The organism is Cupriavidus sp. 05N39, from assembly GCF_056397325.1.
The window spans coordinates 18,409-41,040 of the sequence record NZ_JBFTNE010000008.1 but is presented as its reverse complement, the minus strand read 5'-3'; the positions used below and the strand labels follow the sequence as shown (position 1 = coordinate 41,040).

The following is a 22,632-nucleotide window of genomic DNA, read 5'->3' as shown; positions in this document are numbered from 1 at the left end:
CACGTGATTCCAAACAGTTAGTCGCCACCTTTGAAATTGCCAGCTGCATTTCCGGCTACTAGGCATTGATCCCGAGGGGGCGGCGGAGATGGCGATTCCGTCACTGCAGCCGATTGGTAGCGCCCGGCGCCAGCAATCGGTGCAGTGCAATTTTGCGAAACTTCAACGAGTAATCTGAAAAATGCATCTGACATTAGGCCTGCATCGTGCTGTCCGGCACGAGCCGAGCAGCGTAGCCACGTTCTACGAAGGACGCACCCATACATTTCGACAATTGGCTGACCGCGTGGCCAGGCTGGCCGGTGCGCTGCGTACTATCGGCGTAAAAACGGGCGATCGTGTTGCTATCCTCGCACTGAACTCTGACCGATATATAGAGTACTACTTGGCGGTATGGTGGGCCGGCGCGGTCGTGAATCCGATAAATACGCGTTGGGCCACACCAGAGATTCTCTATTCGCTAGACGACTCGCAGTCCGAGGTGATGTTTGTAGACAGCGCGCACAAGTCGAAGATCGATGAATTGCGCGAGGGTAGCACTACGCTTGAGCACATTATTTACCTTGATGAAGAAGAGAAGCCTAATGGCACGCTTTCCTACGAAGATCTCATTGAAGATGGTGAGCCGATTGAGGATAGCTACCGCCACGGAGACGATATAGCCGGCATCTTCTACACCGGAGGCACAACCGGATTTCCAAAAGGAGTGATGCTCAGTCACACCAACATCGGTGTTCCGGCCATGACGTTTCTTTGCGAAGAGTATGGCTTCGGTTCCGTTTCTCTTCATACCGCGCCGTTGTTCCATGTCGCGCCGCTAATGTACGTAATAGCTCAGCTATTTAATGGTGGCCGCCACATCGTCTTATCCGGATTCGAACCAGCGCAGGTGGCGCGTGCGATCGAGGAGAGAAAAGTCACGGATGTACTACTGGTCCCCTCAATGCTCCACGTTCTGCTCGATTCTCCGGTTGTTCAAAAAACGAACTTCTCAGGTCTCAGGCGGATCTGGTACGGCGGGTCGCCAATCGCAGAGACAACCCAGCGTCGAGCGCTCGAAGTGTTTCAACCCAGCGGCTTGGTTCAGCTCTACGGCCTGACCGAGATTCCCGTTGTTGCATTGCTTTCCGCAGCATGGCATGCACCCGAGATGAGAAAGCTTCGATCAACCGGGCGCGCCGCTCAGGAAAACGAAATCATGATCGCCGACGCGAACGGAAGAGAAGTACCGCGCGGCTCGATCGGTGAAATAGTCGCGCGCGGACCCAACGTAATGAAGGGATATTGGAACAAGCCAGTGGAGACGGAGACGGCCATCCGTAATGGCTGGCTATGGACAGGTGACGCCGGCTACATGGACGACGACGGCTTCGTGTTCATTGCTGATCGCTTCAAAGACATGATCGTCACGGGGGGGGAGAACGTTTACGCGGCGGAAGTCGAGAACGCCATTGCGAAGCACCCGGCAGTTGCCGCCTGTTCAGTCATAGGTATTCCCAGCCACGAGTGGGGTGAGTCGGTTCACGCTGTGGTGGTGCTGAAGCCTGGCGCCCGCGAATTTACCGTGGAGGAGATCCGACATCATTGCAAAGATCTGATCGGTGGATACAAGAGCCCACGTAGCATCGAATTCAAGCCGTCACTTCCGCTTTCAGCATTCGGCAAGGTCGTCAAGGACGAGCTTCGAGCGCCGTTCTGGAGAGACGCAATTCGAAAGGTATAGATCGACGTCGACCAACACACGTAAAAACTTCCAGGAGGTTCAAGTGAATCAGGCACAAAGGGATATCCAAAGTCACCTTGTCGGTGTAGCTGCGCCCCCTTTTAGGGGAGTCGTCGAATATACCAAGGTCGTCGAGTACGCACAGGCCATTCATATCCGCAACCCTATTTATTTCGATCGTGAGGCCGCGATCGCAGCGGGATACCGAAACGTTGTTGTGCCCCCTGGTTTTATCAACCCATTCTCACTACAACCGCGTTCCGCAAAGTTCGAGACATTTGGCATTAATGAAAAAAGAGCGGTCGCAGGGGAGTGGTCATGGGAGCAGCGACTTGTCATTTGTGCAGGTGATGAACTTCACGGGCAGAGTGTACTTGTCGAGTTTAGTGAGAAGCAGGGAACGCGTCCGAAACGCATTTTCGTGATCGAGACTACGTATTCGACTGACGATTGCGAGGCCGCCATTGTGGTTCGCGACACAACGATCGAGTTCAAGGAGTGAATCCATGAGAGATCCAATTGAGGAACTCTGTCCAGCCGTTAGTCGCGTCGATATCGCTTGGGTGTGTGTTGCGACCAATGACGGCAATCCGTTGCATCTCGATCATGAATTCGCAAAGATTGCCGGCTTTGCGGACGTGGTCGTACCGGGACATCTCTTGATCGGATGGATCGGCCAGTATCTCGAGGACTGGTGCGGTGGTCCTGAAAATATCCTGGGCTGGGCGCTACGCTTCACAGCGCCGGTATGGCCAGGTGACCGTATTAAGCTGCAAGGTGAGCTGACGGAGTCAGTTCTGCAATCCGGCGAAACCGTGATGGTGACAATCACAGCGACATCGCAGAAAGATCAGGTGGTCGGCATCGCTAGGGCGGAATTTCGCCTCTCATACGCGAAATCATTTAACAACTAAGGAAACACACCGTGGACCGCTACGCTCGCTACACCAAGCTGAAGTTTGACCGACCGCATCCTCATACATTGCGAATCACGATCACCACTGACACAAAGCACAACTTCATGGACGCCGATATGCATAGAGAGCTCGGTGAGGTCTGGCGAGACATCGACGTTGACGAAAGCGTGTCCGCGGTGCTACTCACAGCAGCCGGCGCGTCCTTCTCAGCTGGTGGAAACATCAAGCGCGCCAGCGACACTTACGAGTTCGAGGAACGCGCGCGAACGATGAAGGAAGCGCACAACATCGTCTATAACATGATCAATTGCAGCAAGCCAATCGTCAGCGCGGTGCGGGGGTGGGCGGTCGGCGCAGGCCTGGCATGTGCGCTGTTGGCCGACATTTCTATAGTTACCAAGGACGCGAAGCTCATGGATGGCCACACGAGACTGGGGATAGCTGCCGGCGACCATGCCGTCATGCTATGGCCTTTGCTCTGCGGCATGGCGCAGGCTAAGTACTACCTTCTCTTGTGCGATCAACTGTCCGGCGCGGATGCCGAGAGAATTGGTCTAGTTACGATGGCAGTCGAGGACGATGAGTTGGAGCAGAAGTCATTGGATATTGCAATACGATTGGCCGAAGGTGCGCCGAGTGCAATACGCTGGACTAAATATGCTCTTAATAATTGGTTCCGACAGGCAGGCCCAATTTTTGACACGTCGCTCGCGCTAGAGATGATTGGATTCTTTGGTCCAGAAGTCAAAGAGGGGCGCTCTGCGGTGAACGAAAAGCGGCCTGCAAAATTCGAACAAAATATTTGGTTTTGATTCTCCCACCAATCTCAGGGGGCAGCATTCGTCAGCGCAACGCCATGCACGCTGAACTTGTTGCGATAGTTTTGTGTTATGGAAAATTAAAATCATGATAAGTGACGGCGTACTGAGGCTGGGACAGGGTTACGTCTGGCAGGATCTGGAGATCGGTCAGCGATTCGACACCTACCGCCGAACCATCACCGAGTCTGACCTGGTCAGCTTCATCAACTGCACCGGTATGTTGGAGGCTATCTTCATCGATGCCGAGTACAGCACCCGTTTCGGCGCGGTAAAGGGACGGATCGTACCTGCGGCGCTCACATACGGGTTGATTGAAGGCATGTTGTTTCAAACAATGATTCAGGGTACGGGTCTAGCACTGCTTGAATCACATCAGAAAGCGCTCAAACCCGTCATTGTCGGAGATTCAATCCGCGCGACTGTGGAGGTAACAGGAGTCAAACAGACATCGAAGGATAACCGTGCAGTCGTTGCGTCACAGGTTGAGGTGTTCAACCAGCGTGATGAGGGGGTCCTGACCTATCAGGTGGTACGTCTTCTTGCTGGACGGTAGACAACCCTACGGTCGACGAAAGAAATTTCCTCAGTTATCGGGTAGCCAAATCGGTAGACCTGTATTTGGCATGCACCCGTTCACCAAGCCGATGTAGCGGCGCGATCGTTTCAATCACCAAACAGTGAAAAATGGCACCAGGTTGACCTAGACCGCAATCGCGCGATGGTATCGACCAGACGGAAAGCGGACAAACGAGTCGAGCGAGGTACCGAGTTTCACCATAAAAAGTTGCTCCACTAATTCGGAGGAGATTAAAACCATGATTACCGCTGGAACGATAGATGGAATCAGGATCGTGCCTGCAGAGATTGAAGCTGCTGTTTACAGAAAGATAGCTTGGCGTCTCATACCCTTCCTAGGGTTGTGCTATCTCATGTCCTACCTGGACCGCGTTAATATCAGCTTCGCGAAATTGCAAATGCTGCGGGACCTCGGGATGAGCGAAGCCTCCTACGGTCTGGGCGCTGGTTTGTTCTTTATTGGGTACATTCTCTGTGAAATACCCGGCAATGTTATCTTGCAGAAGGTTGGGGCTAGATTCTGGATTGCCCGCATCATGATTACGTGGGGGATTCTGTCCGGCCTCATGATGTTTGTCACATCTCCTTGGCAGTTCTATGCGCTGCGGGTTCTACTTGGCGCTGCGGAAGCAGGCTTCATCCCAGGGGTGGCGTTCTTCCTGGCTAGTTGGTTTCCAGCTTACCGTCGTGCTCGCGTCATGAGTCTGTTTTTTCTTGGAGCAGCTCTCTCGGGTGTAGTGGGCGGCCCGCTTTCGGGCTGGATCTTGACTCACCTTCATAATTCCAGCGGCCTTCATGGCTGGCAATGGCTCTTTCTGCTCGAAGCGATTCCGACGGTCGTGCTTGGAATCATGACTTTCTTCGTCCTCGCGAATTCACCCAACGAGGCGAGATGGCTTTCGCAGAAGGAAAAGGAGATCGTGGCAGGCATTCTAGACGCCGATGCTGGCGAAGCGGGACATAGCACACACCGCTTTGTGGACGGACTAAAGGACATGAAGGTGTGGTTGCTGGGTGTCATCGATTTTTCGATCCTCATCTGTATCTACGCAATCAGTTTCTGGATGCCGACTTTCATTCGAAATGCTGGTTTGCACGATACCTATCAGATTGGGCTGCTCACTGCCCTCCCGAGCGCTGCTGCCGTGATTGGCCTGCTGTGCCTCGGATGGAGTTCGGACCGGTACCGGGAACGCCGTTGGCACCTAATTTTGCCGTTAGTCGGTGGATTCGCGGCCATGGTAGCGAGTACGTGGTTTCCGCAGAACGTTGTGATGACAGTCAGTTTGCTGACAGTTGCTTACGGTTTGGTCTTTGGGTCGATACCGGTCTTGTGGGCTGTGCCTCCGTCCTTTCTGCGAGGATCCGCAGTGGCCTCGGGGTTCGCGGTAGTTTGTTCCGTAGCTAACGTCGCGGGACTTGTCAGTAACGGAATCATCGGTTCCGTGTTGGACCTAACTGGTAGTGCCGCAGTGGCGATGTGGGTGTTCGGAGCAATCCTCCTCATTGGAGCCGCACTGGCTTTCTCGTTGCCGGCAAAGCAGGTCAACCGTTAGGCGATGCAAATGGCGATGGCCTCCAGCCAAATCTTGGGGTATAGCCGTAAATCATTTTATACAAATAACATCAAGAATTTTTCAAAACCACAACGGCGGCATAGATCGCCAGTGCGATCTGTGCGTCAACAAGGAGGAGAGAATGATGAGCCATCGAAGGCTGGTTGCGGCATTGTTTGCAGCAGCCCCTGTGCTAGCCTGGTCCCAGTCCGTCACAACATACGGTGTGATCGACACCGGTGTGGAGTATGTGAATAACGTTGGCCCATCCGGCAATAGCCTGGTGCGCATGCCTGCGCTCACGGGAACGGTGCCTTCCCGTTGGGGCCTGCGGGGCTCCGAGGATTTGGGCGGCGGCCTGAAGAGCATTTTTGTCCTGGAGTCGGGCTTTGCACCGGATTCTGGTACCGCTAATCAAGGCGGTCGACTTTTCGGCAGGCAGGCGCTGGTGGGGTTGTCGGGGGAATGGGGGCAGCTATCGCTTGGAAGGCAATACACGATGTTGTTTTGGGCAAATCTGGATTCGGACATCCTTGGCCCTAATATCTATGGATCGAGCTCGCTCGACAGCTACATCGCAAATCCGCGCGCAGACAACGCGGTGGCATACAAGGGGAAGTTTGGGGGGCTGACCATCGGCGCCACTTACAGCTTCGGCCGTGACACAGTCAACGCCGGTCCAAGCGCCGCCGGCACGAACTGCGCGGGTGAGAATGCCGCTAGCAAGTCGTCATGTCGCGAGTGGTCGGCGCTGGTTCAGTACGAGTCCAATTGGTGGGGGGTCGCGGCCAGCTATGATTCTCTGCGCGGTGGTCCTGGAGCATTTGCCGGCCTCACTAGCAAGGATTTGACCGACGACCGCCTTCTGATAAGCGGCTATGTTGTTCTCTCACAAGCTAAGCTGGGTGCGGGCGTGATTCGTCGCGACAACGAGGGCAGCAGCACACCGCGCAGCGAACTATGGTACGGCGGCCTCGCCTACGACATCACGCCGGCATTCACGCTGGCGGGCCAAGTCTACTACCTCAACTACCGCAACAGTGGAGACAAGGCGATGCTGTACGCGCTGCGTGGCTCCTACGCGTTTTCCAAGCGGACTTCCGTTTACGCCACAGCTGGCTATATCGACAATGGAGGGCAGCTTGCCATGTCGGTCAGTACCGGCGCACCCAACTCCAACCCGAAACCAGGCGGCTCTCAATTTGGCAGCATGGTCGGAATCAAGCATATCTTCTAGTGCACTTGTGTGATTGCCGAAGCCCAGTGGGGTAGCTTCCTTCGTTGGACGGGCCGTTACTCCACATTTCATGCCGACTGGGTTCGGACATATCGACATTGCTAGCTCGGCAGACGATGAGATTGTGTGCTGATGTGATCGGGGCCAACGACATGATGGCGATTGGGTTACGATGCGCGCCGGCATGTTGGGTTGGCCGTCGCCGTCGGAGTTCACTATCGACAGCGCGTGCCGGGCGCCGCGTCGAAATGCTGCGAGTCGGTCGACGAGGGGGCGATGACCACGGCGCGTAACCCAAACGATCATGTTGGGCAGGGTAACTCCCCGGCGGGCTCCTGGGGGCCCCGCACCTGCATGCGCTCGTGCGTCAATCTCGGGCTGAACTCCGTGGCCATGCCAGTCGGAGAAATGGGGGAAACAATGTTTAGGCTGTCCACCTCTGGCGGCCGCCAACGGGCTGGCTGGTGCGCCGACGTGACTGAGTTACGAGTGGCAAGCCCATCGTGGGGGGGTAGGCCGCCGCCGTGGGCTTGTGGTGACGGTCACGCACAGTGCGGGTGGCCATGTCGTTTGTGAACCTGAATCCTGGAAGAAGGAAATGATGGTCGACAAACTGGAACGCCGGTTGGCGGGGCCGGCCAGAACCTACATCGAAGCGGGATATGCCATAGAGGTGGACGTTCTGCAAGTGGCGGACGGAAGCTGGGGAGCGCTCGTCCGTCTGTCAAAGCAGGCTGACGCGCAGTTGCCTGCCGTGCATTTTATGCTTGACCGTACGTTCGAGGACCGTGCCATGGCGTTCTCGTACACGCTGGCGCTGACACGCACGTGCGTGTCGCAGTTCGCACCAGCGGCCACGAACACGATCGCGGACTTGCTCAAGTCCGGCAAGGCCAACACATAGGCAGGCCGCAGCGCGGCAAAATGAGAATTCAACGAGGTTGGATGTCGCTTTGCGCGCTTCGAGATGCCTTGATGGCAGGAGTCGGAAGCCTTCCGAGGCCTCATGGCGGCATTCGAGCGCATTCTTCCTTTGCGACGGCCATCAAATCTGTCGAGGCGAGAGGTTGTCTCGGCGGTTCTGGAGGCGGGCGGAGGTTTGACCGGTGAGGTCTCGCGGCTTTTGAATTCTGCCACTGAGCTTGCGATCCGCGATGGAAGGGAAATGATTGATGTCTCCCACATTGAACACGCCTGGAGCTGAGTGCTCTAACCGGCCGAGGCCGTGGCCCGTTGCACCGCGTCCCTTTGATGGGGTCCTGGTTCAAGAGGGCGACGCGCACTTGCACGACACTGTGTGCTCCCGCACGACTCCAACGCATATGTTGGCTTTTACACATCCGACGGCCAACGATTCGATTGATAGATGACTCGACGAAGCCGGTCGCGATTCGTAGGCCGACACGACATCAACGCCCAGCTCAGCGATTGGCTTTATCTCCTCGCACCACCGCCGCACGGGCTGTGCGTGTTGGAGGGATTTGCCCACGGCCATTGTGTGATTGCGGATAGTCACGTGACTGTCGCGTCCGGAAGTTGGCACCAAGAGGTCCATGACCTGCTTGGCCTGCCGGTAGGGCATTGTGGCGCCGAGTTCAGCATGCAGCCATCGCAGCTCGCCTGTGCTTGCTCCTTAACGTAATTCTTAAGCGGCGACACATACCTGGATCTGTCTGTACCACAATTGCATGCTTTCCATCGATCGCGGCAGTAGAAGACCTTTCCCAGCGTGGTCTTCAGTTCGGCGGAATGTCCGTCGTGCACACGGCGGAGCGCGCCGCAAGCCTTACAAGCTCGCTGCGACGCGCAGTAGCGATCGATCTGCTCCACGACAAATTCTTGCTGGACGCAATTGACTAACGACTTGCCTTCCGCAAGGGACAAGCCGACGTCGCCGGAGGCCCCGCAGTCGGCTCGATGGAACCGCATCAACTCAACCCGTTTGACCGCTGTGGCATGGCCATCATCGAACTCGAGAACGATCGTGCATCGCATGTCGGCTCCCCGTCTCTTTGATATCGAGACGATACTCTGATGCAGGGCGGCATCCCAGGGTTTTTAACGGCTTCCCTCAACAGCAACGGCGCTATCCGGCGCGTGCACTTCCTGATGCCAATGACCGCTTCGATCCTGTCGAACAACCGCGTGCACGCGCCTTTTGGCGCGGCGGGCGGTGGCGCGGGCGCACTTGGTAACAACTACATCGAGCGCGCGGACGGAACCCGGGAAGGGTCGGCGCACATCGGCAGGGCGACATGGTGCCCGACGACGTCTTCGTGATCGAGACCCCCGGAGGGGGAGGGTACGGCCGCGAATGAGCCCATTCTGGGTGGCTCATTATCCTCTTGAGGGCAGACTGCTCTCAGCCGCGCTTTGGCAAGCTCTCCAGCAGTGGCGGATCAACGGCAGGGGCCCGGCGCGGGCTGCGTTCCCGGCGCAATCATGTCGATGAAGTCCTGCATGTAGCTGCGCACGTACTGGTCGGCCCGCAGGCTAACCGCCGCCATCGACGGCGGAAAGAGGTCGCCGGTGTCGATCACCGCGAGGTCGGTGTCGCGCCGGGGCTCTACCGCCATCTGCTGCAGCACGGCCACACCCAGGCCGKCGGCCACGTAGGCCTTGATCACGTTGGCGTCGGTCGCCCTGACCACCACGCGCGGCGCCAGTCCCCGGCGCTCGAACTCCCGCGTTACCATCCATCCCGAATTGAAGTGCTCGTCGTAGGTCACGAGCGGATAGCGTGCGATGTCCTCGATCGTCACGCGTGCCAGCTTCAGCAGCGGATGCCGCCGCGGTACGATCAGGCAGCGCGGGATGGCATAGGCTTCGAGCGTGACGATGCCTTCCGGCGTCGCGTCCGGCAGCGTCGAGATGCCGAGGTCAACCGCGTTTTCGCTCACCCACTGCATGATCTGCGCGGGGTGTCCCTGCAGCAGTTCCAGGTCTATTGCCGGATATGCCGCGCTGAAGCGGCGGATGGCGTCGAGCAGCCCGTAGCGTGCATGGATGTGCGTGGTGCCCACGCGCAGCGTGCCGCTGCCACCCGCGAGGCCCGCGCTGGCCAGCCCCGACAGCGAGCGCGTGTCGTTGAGCACGCGCCGCGACAGCGCCGCGGCCTCCTGGCCGGCGTCGGTCAGTCCCACCAGCCGGTTGCCCCGGCGCACGAACAGTTCCACGCCGATCTCGCCTTCGAGCGAGCGGATCAGCTTGCTCACGGCGGGCTGGGTGGTGTGCAGCGCGTCAGCCGCGCGAGACACGCTGAGCTGGCTGGCGATGACGGCTTGCAGGCAGCGGAGTTGCTGGAGGGTCATGATCGTCGCGTCGGTTGGATCATGCCATTTTGGCAATGATTGTCTACAAACATGTCATTTTACAGAAAGAAGCCGACGGCCGAGAATGGCTGCCATCCCCTCAGGAACGAAAGGCTTCGCGATGACTTGCAGTGTGTTCGACCAAGCCCTCCAGCAGCACATGTGGAGCACCGACGAGATGCGTGGTGTGTTCTCGGAGGAGAGCCGTGTGCAGAAGTGGTTCGATTTCGAGGCCGCGCTGGCCGCTGCGCAGGCTGAACTGGGCATCATTCCTGCCGAGGCCGCTGCCGAGATTGGCGTGAAGGCGCGGGTGGCGGACATCGACCTGCTGGCGCTGGCCGCCGAAACGCGCCGGGTGAAGCACCCGCTGGTGCCGGCGGTGCGCGCGCTCCAGCAGCGCTGCGCCGGAGGGCTGGGCGAGTTCGTGCACTTCGGCCCGACCTCGCAGGACGTCTACGACACCGGAATGATGCTCCAGGTGCGGCAGGCCCACGCCATCCTGATGCGCGACCTGGCGGCCGTTGGGCGCGAACTGTACCGCCTGGCGGACGAACACAAGCACACGCCGATGGCCGGGCGCACCCACGCTGTGCAGGCGCTGCCGATCACGTTCGGCCACAAGTGCGCGATCTGGCTGTCCGAACTGGGCCGCCACCATGAGCGCATGCAGGGGCTGGAGCAGCGTACCTTTGTCGGCCAGATGGTGGGTGCCGTCGGCACGCAGGCGTCGTTCGGGGCGCAGGCCGGCGAGCTGGAGCAGCGCGTGATGGAGCGGCTCGGGCTTGGCGTGGCACCGATCAGCTGGCAGCCTGCGCGCGACCGCCTGGGCGAGTATGTCAGCGTGCTGGGCCTCGTCGGCGCCACGCTGGGCAAGATCGCCAACGCCATCATGAACCTCGAGGGCGACGAGGTGGGCGAGCTCGCCGAGCCGTTCAGCGACGGCAAGGTAGGCTCCTCCACCATGCCACACAAGCGCAACCCGGCCGTGGTGGAGACAGTGGTGACGCTCAGCCGCGCCATCCGCTACAGCGTGGCGATGATGCACGACGCGCAGATGGCCGAGCACGAGCGCGACGTGGCCGCGGTGCGTATGGAGTGGAAGGCCGTGCCCGAGGCCTGCATGATGGCCGCGGCCATGCTGCAGATGATGCAGTACGCGCTGTCCGGCTTGACGGTGAACGCCGCGCGCATGCGCGCCAACCTCGATTTGCTGGGCGGCTTCCTGATGTCCGAGCGTGTGATGTTTGCGCTCGGCGGGAAGGTCGGCAAGCAGACCGCGCACGAGCTGGTCTATGCCGCCGCCATGCAGGGCATGGAAAGCGGTATCACGTTCGAGCAGGCGCTGTCCCACGATCCCGCAATCCGCGCGGCCATCGAGCCAGCCGAGCTCAAGGCGCTGCTCGACCCGGCCACCTACGTGGGGCTGGCCCCGCAGATCGTGGAGCGTTTCCTGGGCCAGGCGCGGGAGAGCGGATGGCCCGGCTGAAGGCGCGCCGGCCTGCACAGGCCCTGCCCGGCGCGAGACATCACAGGACATCACAAGACAACACAGGAGACACACCATGAACCGAATTGCCGAGAGATTGCGACGGCTGGGCGCGCTGGCGCTGCTGTGCGCGGGCGCCATGATCGCCACCCATGCGGGCCATGCACAGGCTGACACCTACCCGAACCATCCGGTGCGCGTGGTCGTGCCCTATCCCGTGGGTGGCGGCGGGGACACCGTCGCCCGGCCACTGACGCTGTACATGTCGGAGCGCATGGGCCAGCGTATCATCGTCGACAATCACGGCGGCGCCAACGGCAATATCGGCATGGAGATGGTCGCCAAGGCACCGCCCGACGGCTACACGCTGGCGCTCGCGCTGACCTCTCAGCTGGCAGTCAACCAGAGCCTGTACCGCAAACTGCCGTACGACCCGGTCAAGGATTTCGAGCCCGTCTCGCTGCTGGCCTCGGCGCCGTACTTCCTCGTCGTGCATCCTTCGGTGCCGGCCACGACCCTGGCCGAGTTCATCAAGCTGGTCAAGGCGAATCCCGGCAAGTACACCTACGGCTCGTCGGGCAACGGCAGCGGCCCGCACCTGTCAATGGAGTTGCTGAAGTCCATGGCCGGGCTCGATCTCGTGCACGTGCCGTTCAAGGGCACCGGGCCCGCCATGCCCGCGCTGCTGGCGGGGCAGGTCAGCGCCATGTTCGCCAGCTATGGCGTGGCGTCGCAGCAGATCAAGGCCGGCAAGTTGCGCGTGCTGGCGGTGTCCACCGCGCAGCGCGCGGCCTCCATGCCCAATGTGCCCACCATCGCCGAGGCCGGCGTGCCCGGCTACGAGTCCAACGTGTGGTACGCGCTGCTGGCGCCGCGCGGCACGCCGCGCCCGATCGTCGCCAAGCTCAGCGGCGAAATCGCGGAGCTGATCAAGAGCTCGGACCTGCGCAAGCGCTTCATGTTCGACGGCATCGTCCCGGTGGGGTCGACGCCCGAGGCACTCGGCGCCTATATCCAGTCCGAGAGCGTCAAGTGGTCCGCCATCGTCAAGCGCTCGGGCGCCACGATTGACTGAGCGAGGCCAGCACTCCCATCCCAGCCACACCCACAGGAAACCCACAATGAAGATCGAACGCGTAGAGGCCATCGCCGTGCGCATCCCGCTGAGCAAGGTGTTCTCCGGCAGCTCGTACCAGGTCGACAGCCGCGCCACTGTGATCRCCCGCCTGCACACCAGCTCGGGCCTGGTCAGCGAGGTCTACAACGGCGACCCGCGCGAGCACGGCCCCGAGATCGCCCGCATGATCGAGCAGGACATGGCGCCGCTGCTGATCGGCGAATCCATCCACGCGTGCGAGCGCATCTGGGAAAAGCTGTTCCGGCTGACGATCCGGGCGGCAGACCGGGCGCTGGTCATGAACGCCATCGCCTGTGTCGATGCGGCGGTGTGGGACCTGGCGGGCAAGGCGCTCGGCGTCAATGTGTGCCGCCTGATGGGCGGCTACCGGCAGGAGATCCCGATCATCGCCATTGCCGGCTATTACCTCCCGGGCAAGACTGCGTCCGACCTGGCCGGCGAGATGGCCTGGCTGCGGTCGGTGGGTATGGCCGGCTGCAAGGTGAAGGTGGGTGGCCTGTCGCCCGAGGAGGATGCCGAGCGCGTGAAGTATGCGCGCGAAGGCGGCGGCGCGGACTTCATGCTGGCAGTGGATGCCAACCGCGGCTGGAGCGTGGCGGAGGCGACGCGCTTCGCGCGGCTGGTGGAGCCATACGACATTGCGTGGTTCGAGGAGCCCTGCCACTGGCACGATGATGCGCGCGACATGGCCGCGGTGCGCCAGGCCACCTCGATCCCCATCAACGCGGGGCAGAGCGAGGTCAGCGCGGCGGGCGTGCGCCGGCTGCTCGACGCGGGCGCGGTGGACATCGTCAACTTCGATGCGTCCGAAGGCGGCGGCCTCACCGAATGGCGCCGCGCTGCGGCGGCCTGTGCGCTAGCCGGCGTGCGCATGGCGCACCATGAAGAGCCGCAGATCGCTTCGCACATGCTGGGCGCCGTGCCGCACGGGATCTGCGTGGAGTGCTTCCCGGACCCCGACCGCGACCCGATCTTCCCCGGCATGTGGGCCAACCCGCCGCGGATTAAGGACGGCATCCTGTCGATCCCGCAGGGCCCCGGGTTCGGCATCGAGCTGGACTGGGACATGGTGAAGCGGTACCGGCTGAACTAGGGGGATCTCCGGGGCCGCCGGGCCCCGGCACTGCCCCACCTCGGTTGCTGCCCCGGCTTCCTCGCTTCCCCTTCATGGGGTAGTCGAATGGAAGGGACTTTGGGTCGGCCGGAAGAGCACCCTTACCTTCCACGTATGCGGCCATCGGTTCCGTGCTTTAGCGACAACACATGGACGATTTTCAGGTGAAAACTTGGACCGCGAACCATTGGCCTCATCCTCTGCAAGAGCAAGAACGGGCTGATCGTGGAATATGCGCTGCGTGAGTCAGCGAAGCCAAGCGATACAATTTGCAGTAATTGGCCATGCCGTTCGGACAGGGCGGTGGCTGCGCTAGAATGACCCGCGACAGAACGACAATAACGAGGGTCGAGCGGTGACGTCGCGGACACACTACACCACATTGGGCCTTGCCAAAACTGCCTCTGCGGCAGAGATCAAGGCCGCCTATCGGCGAATGGCGATGCAGTGGCATCCGGATCGCAACCCGAAAAGCCAGTCCGAAGCCACCGCCCGCTTCAAAGAAATCAAGCACGCCTACGAAACACTGAGCAACGAACGGAAGCGTGAAGCCTATGACGACTCGCTGAACGAGACTAGATTCGGGCCTGGCGCGGGATCGTTTGGTTTCGGCGCCGGCGCAAGCCAGTCTTCGGGAAGGGCGAAGCCGGCCGGATTCGGTTCCTACTGGCATCGCTCCCCGCCGCCTGTACGCGGCGAGGATATTGAGTGCAAGGCATCGATCTCCGTCGAGACGGCGGTCAACGGGGGAACGATCGAGGTAAAGGTTCCATACGTCGGTCCGTGCGATGCCTGCGGCGGTACGGGATGGGCGCGGGCCGCGTCGCGCTGTAAGGCGTGCGCTGGCGAAGGATGCTCTAAGTGCGACTATACGGGTAGGACAAACGTCTGCGCTACATGCAAGGGGAGTGGTCACGCGAAAGCGGAACGGAAGATTGCGACGGAGGTTCGTGGTGGAATCGTCGATGGCATGATGATTCGCATCGTCGGTGGTGGCACACCCGGGGGAAATGGCGGGGCCGATGGCGACGCACTGTGCAGGATCAAGGTGCTGAAGGCTGGAAGCTACAAACTTCAGGGCCTCGACCTGATGGGGGAAGTAAAGGTGGATTTTGCAACTGCCGCGATCGGCGGGAAGGTGCACGTCGACGTGTTCGGGAAGTCCTACACCGTCGAGGTGCCGCCCATGACGCGCGCGGGGAAGATCCTCCGGCTGTTAGGGAAGGGCCTGCGACACGCTGTCAACCATGACACGGGCGATCTGCGGCTCAGGGTCGTGATCGACCTGCCGAAGGGACGGCTCAGCGAGGCGCAAAAGCAGGTGCTCAAAAGCATGTTTGCGGACGGCATGAGTTTACACGACTGACCGCGCCGATGCCGCACCGGTGGCAGGGGCATCCGCGGCCGGCTCGCGGGTCTGCCAGTTTGAGCTCGAACCCAGTGAACGGCAGCCCCCATGACGCCCACGCTACAGCGAATGCGCGGCGCAGGTGCCGGCGGCTAGTCGATGCGGGCGCCGCTCGCCTTGACGATCGGCCGCCACGCCTGGTACTCGGCCACCACGAACTTGCCGAATGATTCCGGCGTGTATTGCATTGGCTCCGCGCCTTGCAGCAGGAGTTTCTTGCGCATAGTGGGGCTGTTGACAGCGTCGGTCACGGCCTTGTTCATCCTTGCAACCACCTCCGGCGGCGTGCCCTTGGGCGCAAACAGGCCAAACCAGGCACCCGTCACCAGGTTCTTGACGCCCGCTTCGGCCATGGTCGGGGTGTCCGGCAGCGCCTCGGCGCGCTTGGCGCTGGTGACGGCCAGCGGGCGCAGTTGCCCGGCGCGAATATGGCTCATCACCGAGGGGATCGTCGCGAACATGAACTGCACGCGCCCGGCCAGCAGGTCGTTCAAGGCATCCGCGCCCTTGTAGGGCACGTGCACGGCGTTGGCGCCGGTGCGTTCGTTGAGCAGCGCGCCCGACAAATGCGCGGCGGTCCCGACGCCGGTGGAGGCAAAGTTCAGCTCGCCGGGATTCGCTTTTGCGTAGGCCACCAACTGGGCGACATCGTTGGCGGGCACGCCAGGATGCACCACCAGCACGTTCGGCACATCGGCGATTGGCGCCACCGGCGCCAGTGCCGTCTGCGGATTGACCTTGAGATTGGGATAGAGCGTGGGATTGATGGCGATCGGGCCGACCGAGGTGGCAAGCAGCGTGTAGCCGTCCGGCGCGCTCTTGGCCACGAACTCTGTGCCGATATTGCCGCCCGCGCCGGGCCGGTTTTCCACGATCACCGTCTGCTTCAGGCTCTGGCCGAGCTGGTTGGCCACTTCGCGCGCGAGGATATCGGTGGTGCCGCCTGCGGAAAAGGAAACTACGACGCGAATGGGTTTGGTCGGGTAGGGCTCGGCATTGGCGCCGGTGCTTGTACCGGCGCCGGCAAGCAATAGCAGCGCGGCGGCGGTCAGCCGCTTTGGCAGGGTCATGTCTCACTCCACGGATTGAGGTGGTTTCAGGCCGCGCTGCTTTGGCGCGTGCCCACTATAGACATGGTACGAAGCTGGTCCCGCCCAGCGTTGATCAAATAGAAACGCTGCCTTCTTTCATCATGATGGCGCGACTAGCGTGCGCGCTGGTAATGACGCTCCATCGTCGCGCACTGGGCCAGGTAGTCCAGCAGCCTGGCAGTGCCGGCTGGCAGCGACTGCCGGTCGCGCACGCACACATAGAAATTGCGCTCGGCCCACGCATCAGTCAGCGTCAGCAGGCTGAGCCCCATCATCGACAGGTAGTTCTTGGCGATGCCCTCCGGCACCACCGCGATGCCCAGCCCCTCGCGCACCATCCGGCAGCGCGCCTCGAAATTCGATACCTGCGTCTTCACCGTCAGCGGCCGCGAGATGGTGCTGCTCACCAGTTGCAGGAAGGCCTCGAAGGTATAGCGCGGGAAATATCCCAGGAAGTCGTAATCCAGCGCCTCTTCCAGTTGCAGCGAACCCTTGGCTTCCAGTGGATGGCCGCGTGGCACCACCAGTCCCACCCGGTCCGAGCGGTAGGGTAGAGAGAACACGCCGGGGCTGGGTGCTTCGGCGTGATAGATGCCGATGTCGGCATCGCCGTTAGAAACCATGCGCGGGATGTCGAAACTTAACGCTTCGATCAGGTCGATGCGGCTGTCGGGCGCGCTCTGCAGGAAGCCGCTGATATCGGTAGGCAGGAACTGCAGGATCGTGGACGGGTTTGCCGCCAGGCGAGTCTTGGCGATGCCGTCCGTCGAATAGGTGGCCAGCGCCTCTTCGGCCAGCTTGATGCTGCGGACGATGGCCCTGGCGCGCTGGTAGAGCATGGCGCCGGCCGGCGTGGGCTCCACGCCGCGCCCGTGGCGCACCAGCAGGGCGGTACCGACCTGGCGCTCCAGTTCCGAGATGCGCTTGCTGGCCGCCGAGGTGACCAGGTTCTCGCGTTCGGCCGCGCGGGAAAGGCTTTTTTCCTCGACGGCGGCGATCAGGACTTCCAGGGAGGCGATATCCATGCGGGTGTCTTGCTGATGTGCGGATGGCGTGGCGCGAGAAAGCGACGAGGCAGGAGTGCCATGCTATGCATCTTCGCTGCCAACGTCAAACGGGATTTTCCCGGCCGCGACAGGTGGCTCGCTAGATGCGCCGGCAGCAGTGCTTGACGCGCCCGCGCGTGGGCCACTTCGCCACCGTGCTCGGGAGCTTTCACCAAATTTCAAAGCTTGCCTGCCGGCGCTCCCTAACATGGGGTCAAGGCGGCAAGGCAATACCGATCAAGCCGCCATCAAGCCGTATGACGACAAGGAGCACTGCATGGTGATCGATGAACTAGCCGAATACGTCGGCGCGGAGGGACGGCGGGCGCTGTCGCCCGAGGTCCTCCACTATGGCAAGCGCGCCGTGATCGACTGGTTTGCCGCGCTGTTCCCGGGCACGCGCATGTCGCCCGGCACGAACCTCGTGCAGGCACACCGCGCCGAACTGGGCGTAGGTGACGCCACCGTGGTCGCGCACGGCACCACCGCGTTCCCAGCCACGGCGGCCTGGATCAATGGCAGCGCGTCGCATGCTGCCGAGTTCGACGATATCTTCCGCGACGCTGTCTACCATCCAGGCTGCCCAACGATCTCTGCCGCGCTGGCGCTGGCCGAAGACCGCGACGTGAGCGGCGAGGCCTTCCTGCGGGCCGTGGTGGCGGGCTATGAGGTCTCCACCCGCATCGGCGCCGCCATCCAGCCCGCGCACTATCGCTATTTCCATACCACCGGCACCGTGGGCTGCTTCGGCAGCGCGGCAGCCAGCGCCTTGCTGCTGTCGCCGGGCAATGGGCGCGTCGCCGCCGATGCGCTGGCCACCTCCGCCACGTTCGCCTCGGGCCTGCAGCAGGCCTTCCGCTCGGATGCGATGACCAAGGCGCTGCACGCGGGACATGCCGCCATGGTGGGCGTGCAGGCGGCGCAGGCTGCCGCGGTGGGCGTCAACGGCGTGCACGACATCCTGGAAGGCGCGGCCGGCTTCGGCGCGGCGATGTGCGGCAGTCCCGGCTGGTCGGATGTGGCCAAGGGCCTGGGCGCGAACTACAACATCCTTAGCATCACCCAGAAGAACCACGGATGCTGCGGCCACACCTTTGCGGCCATCGATGCGGCGATTGAACTGGTGCGCGGGCATGGCATCGACGCCGCCGGGATCGAGGCAGTCACGGTGTGGACTTATCAGACTGCCATCGACGTCACCGGCAATGCCGTACCGGGCACCGCCTTCGAAGCCCGCTTCAGCCTGCCCTACGTCATCGCGCACGGCATCCTGCACGACGCGGTCCGGCTTGACGCCTTCTCCGGCGAACGCCTGCGCGACCCGCAGATCCGGCAATTGATGAAGCGCGTCACCCTGCACGCGGATCCGGAGCTGACCGCGGCGTTCCCCCGCCAACGCGCGGCGCGGGTGGAAATCCTGCTGAAGGACGGCACCCGCCACACGCTGTTCGCGCCTTACCGCAAGGGCGACCCGGAGTCGCCGCTGGACGACGCCACGCTGAGCGACAAGTTCATGGAGCTGGCGGCGCCGGTGATCGGCAGCGACACGGCCGAGGGACTGCTCGCCGCGCTGTGGCAGCTCGAGACCGGCAGCGTTCGCGGGCTGCGGCTCGCGGGTCTTGGCGTGGCATGAGAGGGGAGGAAAGCGTGAACGATATGACTGTAACGACGGCGATGGCCCGCAGCCTGGCAAAAGCGCTGTTCTCGCCGGACACGGTGGCGCTTGTCGGCGCATCCAGCGACATCACCAAGAATACCGCCCGGCCGATGCGCTTCATGCGCAAGCACGGCTACCAGGGCACCATCTACCCGATCAACGCCACCCGCACCGAAGTGCTGGGCGAGAAGGCCTACCCGAGCCTGGACGCGGTGCCGGGCGAGGTGGAGCACGCCTTCGTCATGGTGCCGGGCAAGCACGTCGAGGCCGCGCTGGAGCAATGCGCGGCCAAGGGCGTGCAGGTGGTGACGGTGTTCTCGGACGGCTTCGCGGAAGTGGGCGAGGCGGGCCTGGCCGCGCAGCAGGCGCTGGTCCGCAAGGCCAGGGCGCTGGGCGTGCGCCTGATCGGACCGAACAGTATCGGTGTGGTCAATGTGGAATCCGGCGCGGTGCTGTCGGTCAATGCCGTGCTGGAGATGGACGAGTTGCACGCCGGCAGCATCAGCGTGATCTCGCAAAGCGGTTCGATGCTCGGCGCGCTGCTCTCGCGTGGCGCGGCGCGCGGGCTGGGTTTCGCCAAGCTGGTGTCGGTGGGCAACGAGAGCGATGTTGGCGTCGGGGAGCTGGTCGATCTGCTGGTGGACGATGCCGCTACCAAGGTGATCCTGTTGTTCCTGGAAACGATCCGCGACGCCGCCGTGCTCGGCCCGGCGCTGCGCCGCGCGCGGCAAGCCGGCAAGCCGGTCATCGCCTACAAGCTTGGCCGCTCGGCGCAGGGCGAGGCGCTGGCGCAGTCGCACACCGGCGCGCTGGCCGGCAACGATGCCGCGGTGGACGCCTTCCTGCGCAAGTACGGCGTGATGCGCGTGGAAATGCTGGAGACCTTGTTCGAAGCCGCGCCGCTGGCCCTGCGCTATGGCCGGTGGGTGCCCGCCCTCAAGCGCAATCCCCGCGTGGCCGTGGTGACCACCACCGGTGGCGGCGCGGCCACCGTGGTGGACCGCCTGGGCCTGTCGCAGATCGACGCGGTGGCGCCGCCGGACGGCTTCGTGGCGCACATGGCGGCGCGCGGCGTGCGCATCCGCCAGACGCCCATCATCGACCTGACGCTGGCCGCGACCAGCGCGCAGTACAAGGATCTGGTCGAGCAACTGCTGCTGAGTGACTGGTGCGACGCCGTGCTTTGCGTGGCGGGCTCGTCCGCGCAGTTCCATCCCCAGCTCGCGGTGCGGCCCATGGTGGAGGCGGCCGGCGCGGGACACAAGCCGCTGATCGCTTTCCTCGCGCCGGAGGCGGGGGAGTCGCTGCGCGTGCTGCAGGCAGAAGGCATCCCGGCGTTCCGCACGCCGGAAGCCTGCGCGGACGCGCTGGCGCAGTTGTTCAAAGCGGCGCGGGCGCATCCCGAGGCCGACGAAGCCGTCGCGCCGCTTGGCTGGCCGGCCGGCTTGCCGCGGTCGGGCAACCTCTCGGAGTACGAGGCGGCCAGCGCGTTCGCGGCGCTGGGCGTGCCGATCGCCCCGCTCGCGCTGATGCCGGTGGGTGAGTACAAGCACAGGATTCCCTACCCGGTGGTGGCCAAGATCTGCTCGCGCGACATCCTGCACAAGACCGATGTGGGCGGCGTACGCGTCGGCGTACGCGACACGGACGAACTGCAGCGCGCCACGGCGGCGATCCTTGCCGATGTCGGCCGCGCCGCGCCGCAGGCCCGGCTCGACGGCATCCTCGTGCAGCGCATGGAGGACAAGCTGCTGGAACTGATGCTGGGCTACCGGGATGACCCGCTGGTGGGCCCGATCGTGATGCTGAGCGCGGGTGGGATCGCCGCCGAACTGCGGCCGGACGTCAGCCTGCGGCCGGCGCCGGTGACGCGCGACGACGCCATGGAGATGATCGACGAGGTACGCAGTACCGCGCTGGTCCGCGGCTTCCGCGGGCTGCCGCGCGGCGATATCGCCGCCCTGGCCGACGCCATCGAGCGGTTTTCCCGGCTGGCTGCCTTCGAGGGCGTGAACGTGCTGGAGGCCGAGATCAATCCGCTGTTCGTGCGTGCCGACGGCGTGGTCGGGGTGGACTGCGTGGTCCGGCTGGCGGAAGAACAAAGAGCCGAACTGAATTGATTCAAATCGAGTAAGAAAACGGAGACAAACATGGATTTCAAACTGACCCCCGAGCAAGCTGAGTTCGAGCACGCCGTCACGCGCTTCGCCGAGAAGGAGTTGCGCGCCGGCTCGGTCGCCCGCGCCCATACCGACGACTACCCCTGGGATGTCGCCCGCAAGATGAGCGAGCAAGGCCTGCTGGGCATCACTGTGGCCGAGGCTGACGGCGGCCAGGGCGGCAGCCTGATGGACGCCATCATCGCGATCCAGGCCGTGGCCTCGGTCTGCCCGCGCAGCGCCGACGTGATCCAGGCCGGCAACTTCGGCGCCATCCGGGTGCTGGCCGAGTATGGCTCGTCGGCGCAAAAGGACAAATGGCTACGCCGCCTGCTGGCCGGTGAAGCCTTGATCTCGGTCGGCATGACAGAGCCCGAGGCCGGCTCCGCCGTCACCGAGCTACGCACCACGGCCACGCCCGATGGCGACGACTACCTCATCAACGGCACCAAGGTCTTCACCACCCATGGCCCGCACGCCGACGTGATCCTGGCCTACGTGCGCTTTGGCCCGGGCGTCAACGGCATCGGTTCCGTGCTGATCGATACCAGGCTGCCGGGTGTGCGCATCGGCCAGCGCTCGCGCTTCATGTCGGGAGAGGAATGGGCGCAGATCTATTTCGAGGATGTTCGCATCCCGGCGTCCGATGTGCTGCTGGGCGAGGGCGGCTTCAAGAAGCAGATTGCCGGTTTCAATGTCGAGCGCATGGGCAATACAGCGCGCTCGCTGGCGCTGGGACGCTATGCCTACCAAGTAGCGCGCGACTGGGCCATGCAGCGCAAGCAATTTGGCAGGCTACTGTGCGAGTTCCAGGGCCTGCAATGGAAGTTCGCCGAGATGAAGATCAAGCTCGATGCCGGGCAACTGCTGCTGTACCGGGCCGCGGCCAACGCGGACAGCGGCTTTCCTTCCGCCGAGGAAACCGCGATCGCCAAGGCGTTCTGCAACCAGGCGGGCTTCGACGTTGCCAATGAGTCGCTACAGGTCATGGGCGGCATGGGCTACAGCCAGGAGGCGCTGGTGGAGTACTGCCTGCGCCGCTGCCGGGGCTGGATGATCGCCGGCGGCTCCATCGAGATCCTGAAGAACCGCATCGCCGAATCGGTATTCGAGCGGACCTTCGCGCAGCGCCCGGAAAAACAGCGGGCGGGTTGATCAGGAACGCATCCCAGGTGGGCGCATTATGTTTTGTACAACGGAACGCCGGACGCGCAGCTTGCCCGGGCCGGCAGCCTGCAAACGGGGCTGCCGAAGCCTACCGGCGAGCCATCGGAATCGAAGCCGATCCGGCGGTGCGCCGCTTCCTGCGGGCCGAACTCGCCCAGATCTAAGATGCGGCCGTGGCCTCGGTGATGTCGCGACTACCGCTTGCGCACTTCTCCTTCACCGTGC

The 22,632-nt window shown here is 62.6% G+C and carries 18 protein-coding genes and 2 pseudogenes; 16 read left to right on the top strand and 4 right to left on the bottom strand.

What is annotated here, in order from left to right; translation table 11 throughout:
- Window positions 1-181: 181 nt before the first annotated feature.
- The 8 genes from AC1DN0_RS05835 (at window position 182) to AC1DN0_RS05800 (ending at window position 7,734) form a co-directional block, all read left to right on the top strand.
- Window positions 182-1,723, top strand: a complete 1,542-nt coding sequence (locus tag AC1DN0_RS05835) for an acyl-CoA synthetase (protein ID WP_441633749.1) — start codon at window positions 182-184, stop codon at window positions 1,721-1,723.
- Window positions 1,724-1,766: 43 nt separating this feature from the next.
- Complete coding sequence (locus AC1DN0_RS05830) at window positions 1,767-2,225, top strand: FAS1-like dehydratase domain-containing protein (RefSeq protein ID WP_441633751.1); 459 nt, start codon at window positions 1,767-1,769, stop codon at window positions 2,223-2,225.
- Between the two features lie 4 nt (window positions 2,226-2,229).
- The gene (locus AC1DN0_RS05825) at window positions 2,230-2,637 is read left to right on the top strand and encodes a MaoC family dehydratase (protein WP_441633753.1); all 408 of its coding nucleotides are present in this window, start codon (window positions 2,230-2,232) and stop codon (window positions 2,635-2,637) included.
- 11 nt (window positions 2,638-2,648) lie between these two features.
- The gene (locus AC1DN0_RS05820; RefSeq protein ID WP_441633755.1) at window positions 2,649-3,452 is read left to right on the top strand and encodes an enoyl-CoA hydratase/isomerase family protein; all 804 of its coding nucleotides are present in this window, start codon (window positions 2,649-2,651) and stop codon (window positions 3,450-3,452) included.
- Window positions 3,453-3,546: 94 nt separating this feature from the next.
- A complete protein-coding gene (locus tag AC1DN0_RS05815) occupies window positions 3,547-4,014 on the top strand; it encodes a MaoC family dehydratase (RefSeq protein ID WP_441633757.1) in 468 nt (155 codons plus the stop codon).
- A 262-nt stretch (window positions 4,015-4,276) separates the two neighbouring features.
- Complete coding sequence (locus tag AC1DN0_RS05810; protein WP_441633759.1) at window positions 4,277-5,593, top strand: MFS transporter; 1,317 nt, start codon at window positions 4,277-4,279, stop codon at window positions 5,591-5,593.
- 145 nt (window positions 5,594-5,738) lie between these two features.
- Complete coding sequence (locus tag AC1DN0_RS05805) at window positions 5,739-6,830, top strand: porin (protein WP_441633763.1); 1,092 nt, start codon at window positions 5,739-5,741, stop codon at window positions 6,828-6,830.
- A gap of 598 nt (window positions 6,831-7,428) precedes the next feature.
- The gene (locus AC1DN0_RS05800; protein WP_441633761.1) at window positions 7,429-7,734 is read left to right on the top strand and encodes a hypothetical protein; all 306 of its coding nucleotides are present in this window, start codon (window positions 7,429-7,431) and stop codon (window positions 7,732-7,734) included.
- Window positions 7,735-8,235: 501 nt separating this feature from the next.
- On the opposite strand, the pseudogene AC1DN0_RS05795 reads toward AC1DN0_RS05800, so the two are convergent.
- Window positions 8,236-8,825 (bottom strand): annotated as a pseudogene (locus tag AC1DN0_RS05795) (ISKra4-like element ISBusp5 family transposase); the annotation flags it as partial.
- A gap of 84 nt (window positions 8,826-8,909) precedes the next feature.
- On the opposite strand from AC1DN0_RS05795, the pseudogene AC1DN0_RS05790 reads away from it, so the two are divergent.
- A pseudogene (locus tag AC1DN0_RS05790) lies at window positions 8,910-9,148 on the top strand (hydantoinase B/oxoprolinase family protein); the annotation flags it as partial.
- Window positions 9,149-9,229: 81 nt separating this feature from the next.
- Here the strand turns inward: AC1DN0_RS05790 and AC1DN0_RS05785 are convergent.
- Window positions 9,230-10,141, bottom strand: a complete 912-nt coding sequence (locus AC1DN0_RS05785; protein WP_477145594.1) for a LysR substrate-binding domain-containing protein — start codon at window positions 10,139-10,141, stop codon at window positions 9,230-9,232.
- Between the two features lie 121 nt (window positions 10,142-10,262).
- Between AC1DN0_RS05785 and purB the strand changes: the two genes are divergently transcribed.
- The 4 genes from purB (at window position 10,263) to AC1DN0_RS05765 (ending at window position 15,245) form a co-directional block, all read left to right on the top strand.
- Window positions 10,263-11,627, top strand: a complete 1,365-nt coding sequence (purB, locus tag AC1DN0_RS05780) for an adenylosuccinate lyase (RefSeq protein WP_441632996.1) — start codon at window positions 10,263-10,265, stop codon at window positions 11,625-11,627.
- Between the two features lie 76 nt (window positions 11,628-11,703).
- Entirely contained in the window at window positions 11,704-12,702 is a 999-nt protein-coding gene (locus AC1DN0_RS05775; RefSeq protein WP_441632998.1) for a Bug family tripartite tricarboxylate transporter substrate binding protein, read from the top strand.
- 46 nt (window positions 12,703-12,748) lie between these two features.
- Complete coding sequence (locus AC1DN0_RS05770; RefSeq protein ID WP_477145593.1) at window positions 12,749-13,858, top strand: mandelate racemase/muconate lactonizing enzyme family protein; 1,110 nt, start codon at window positions 12,749-12,751, stop codon at window positions 13,856-13,858.
- A 376-nt stretch (window positions 13,859-14,234) separates the two neighbouring features.
- Window positions 14,235-15,245: a DnaJ C-terminal domain-containing protein gene (locus AC1DN0_RS05765; RefSeq protein ID WP_441633002.1), complete on the top strand. Its 1,011-nt coding sequence runs from the start codon at window positions 14,235-14,237 to the stop codon at window positions 15,243-15,245.
- A gap of 134 nt (window positions 15,246-15,379) precedes the next feature.
- Here the strand turns inward: AC1DN0_RS05765 and AC1DN0_RS05760 are convergent, their stop codons facing one another.
- Both AC1DN0_RS05760 and AC1DN0_RS05755 read right to left on the bottom strand, forming a co-directional pair.
- Window positions 15,380-16,357 (bottom strand): Bug family tripartite tricarboxylate transporter substrate binding protein, encoded by a 978-nt coding sequence (locus AC1DN0_RS05760; protein ID WP_441633004.1) that lies wholly within the window; start codon window positions 16,355-16,357, stop codon window positions 15,380-15,382.
- A 134-nt stretch (window positions 16,358-16,491) separates the two neighbouring features.
- On the bottom strand, window positions 16,492-17,403 hold the full coding sequence (locus AC1DN0_RS05755) for a LysR family transcriptional regulator (protein ID WP_441633006.1): 912 nt from the start codon (window positions 17,401-17,403) through the stop codon (window positions 16,492-16,494).
- A gap of 298 nt (window positions 17,404-17,701) precedes the next feature.
- Between AC1DN0_RS05755 and AC1DN0_RS05750 the strand changes: the two genes are divergently transcribed.
- Genes AC1DN0_RS05750 through AC1DN0_RS05740 form a run of 3 tightly spaced genes read left to right on the top strand, consistent with a single transcriptional unit; the run spans window position 17,702 to window position 22,395 of the window.
- Entirely contained in the window at window positions 17,702-19,057 is a 1,356-nt protein-coding gene (locus AC1DN0_RS05750; RefSeq protein ID WP_441633008.1) for an MmgE/PrpD family protein, read from the top strand.
- 23 nt (window positions 19,058-19,080) lie between these two features.
- The gene (locus AC1DN0_RS05745; RefSeq protein WP_441633063.1) at window positions 19,081-21,201 is read left to right on the top strand and encodes an acetate--CoA ligase family protein; all 2,121 of its coding nucleotides are present in this window, start codon (window positions 19,081-19,083) and stop codon (window positions 21,199-21,201) included.
- 30 nt (window positions 21,202-21,231) lie between these two features.
- Window positions 21,232-22,395, top strand: coding sequence for an acyl-CoA dehydrogenase family protein (locus AC1DN0_RS05740; RefSeq protein WP_441633010.1), 1,164 nt, complete (start codon window positions 21,232-21,234; stop codon window positions 22,393-22,395).
- Window positions 22,396-22,632 lie beyond the last annotated feature (237 nt).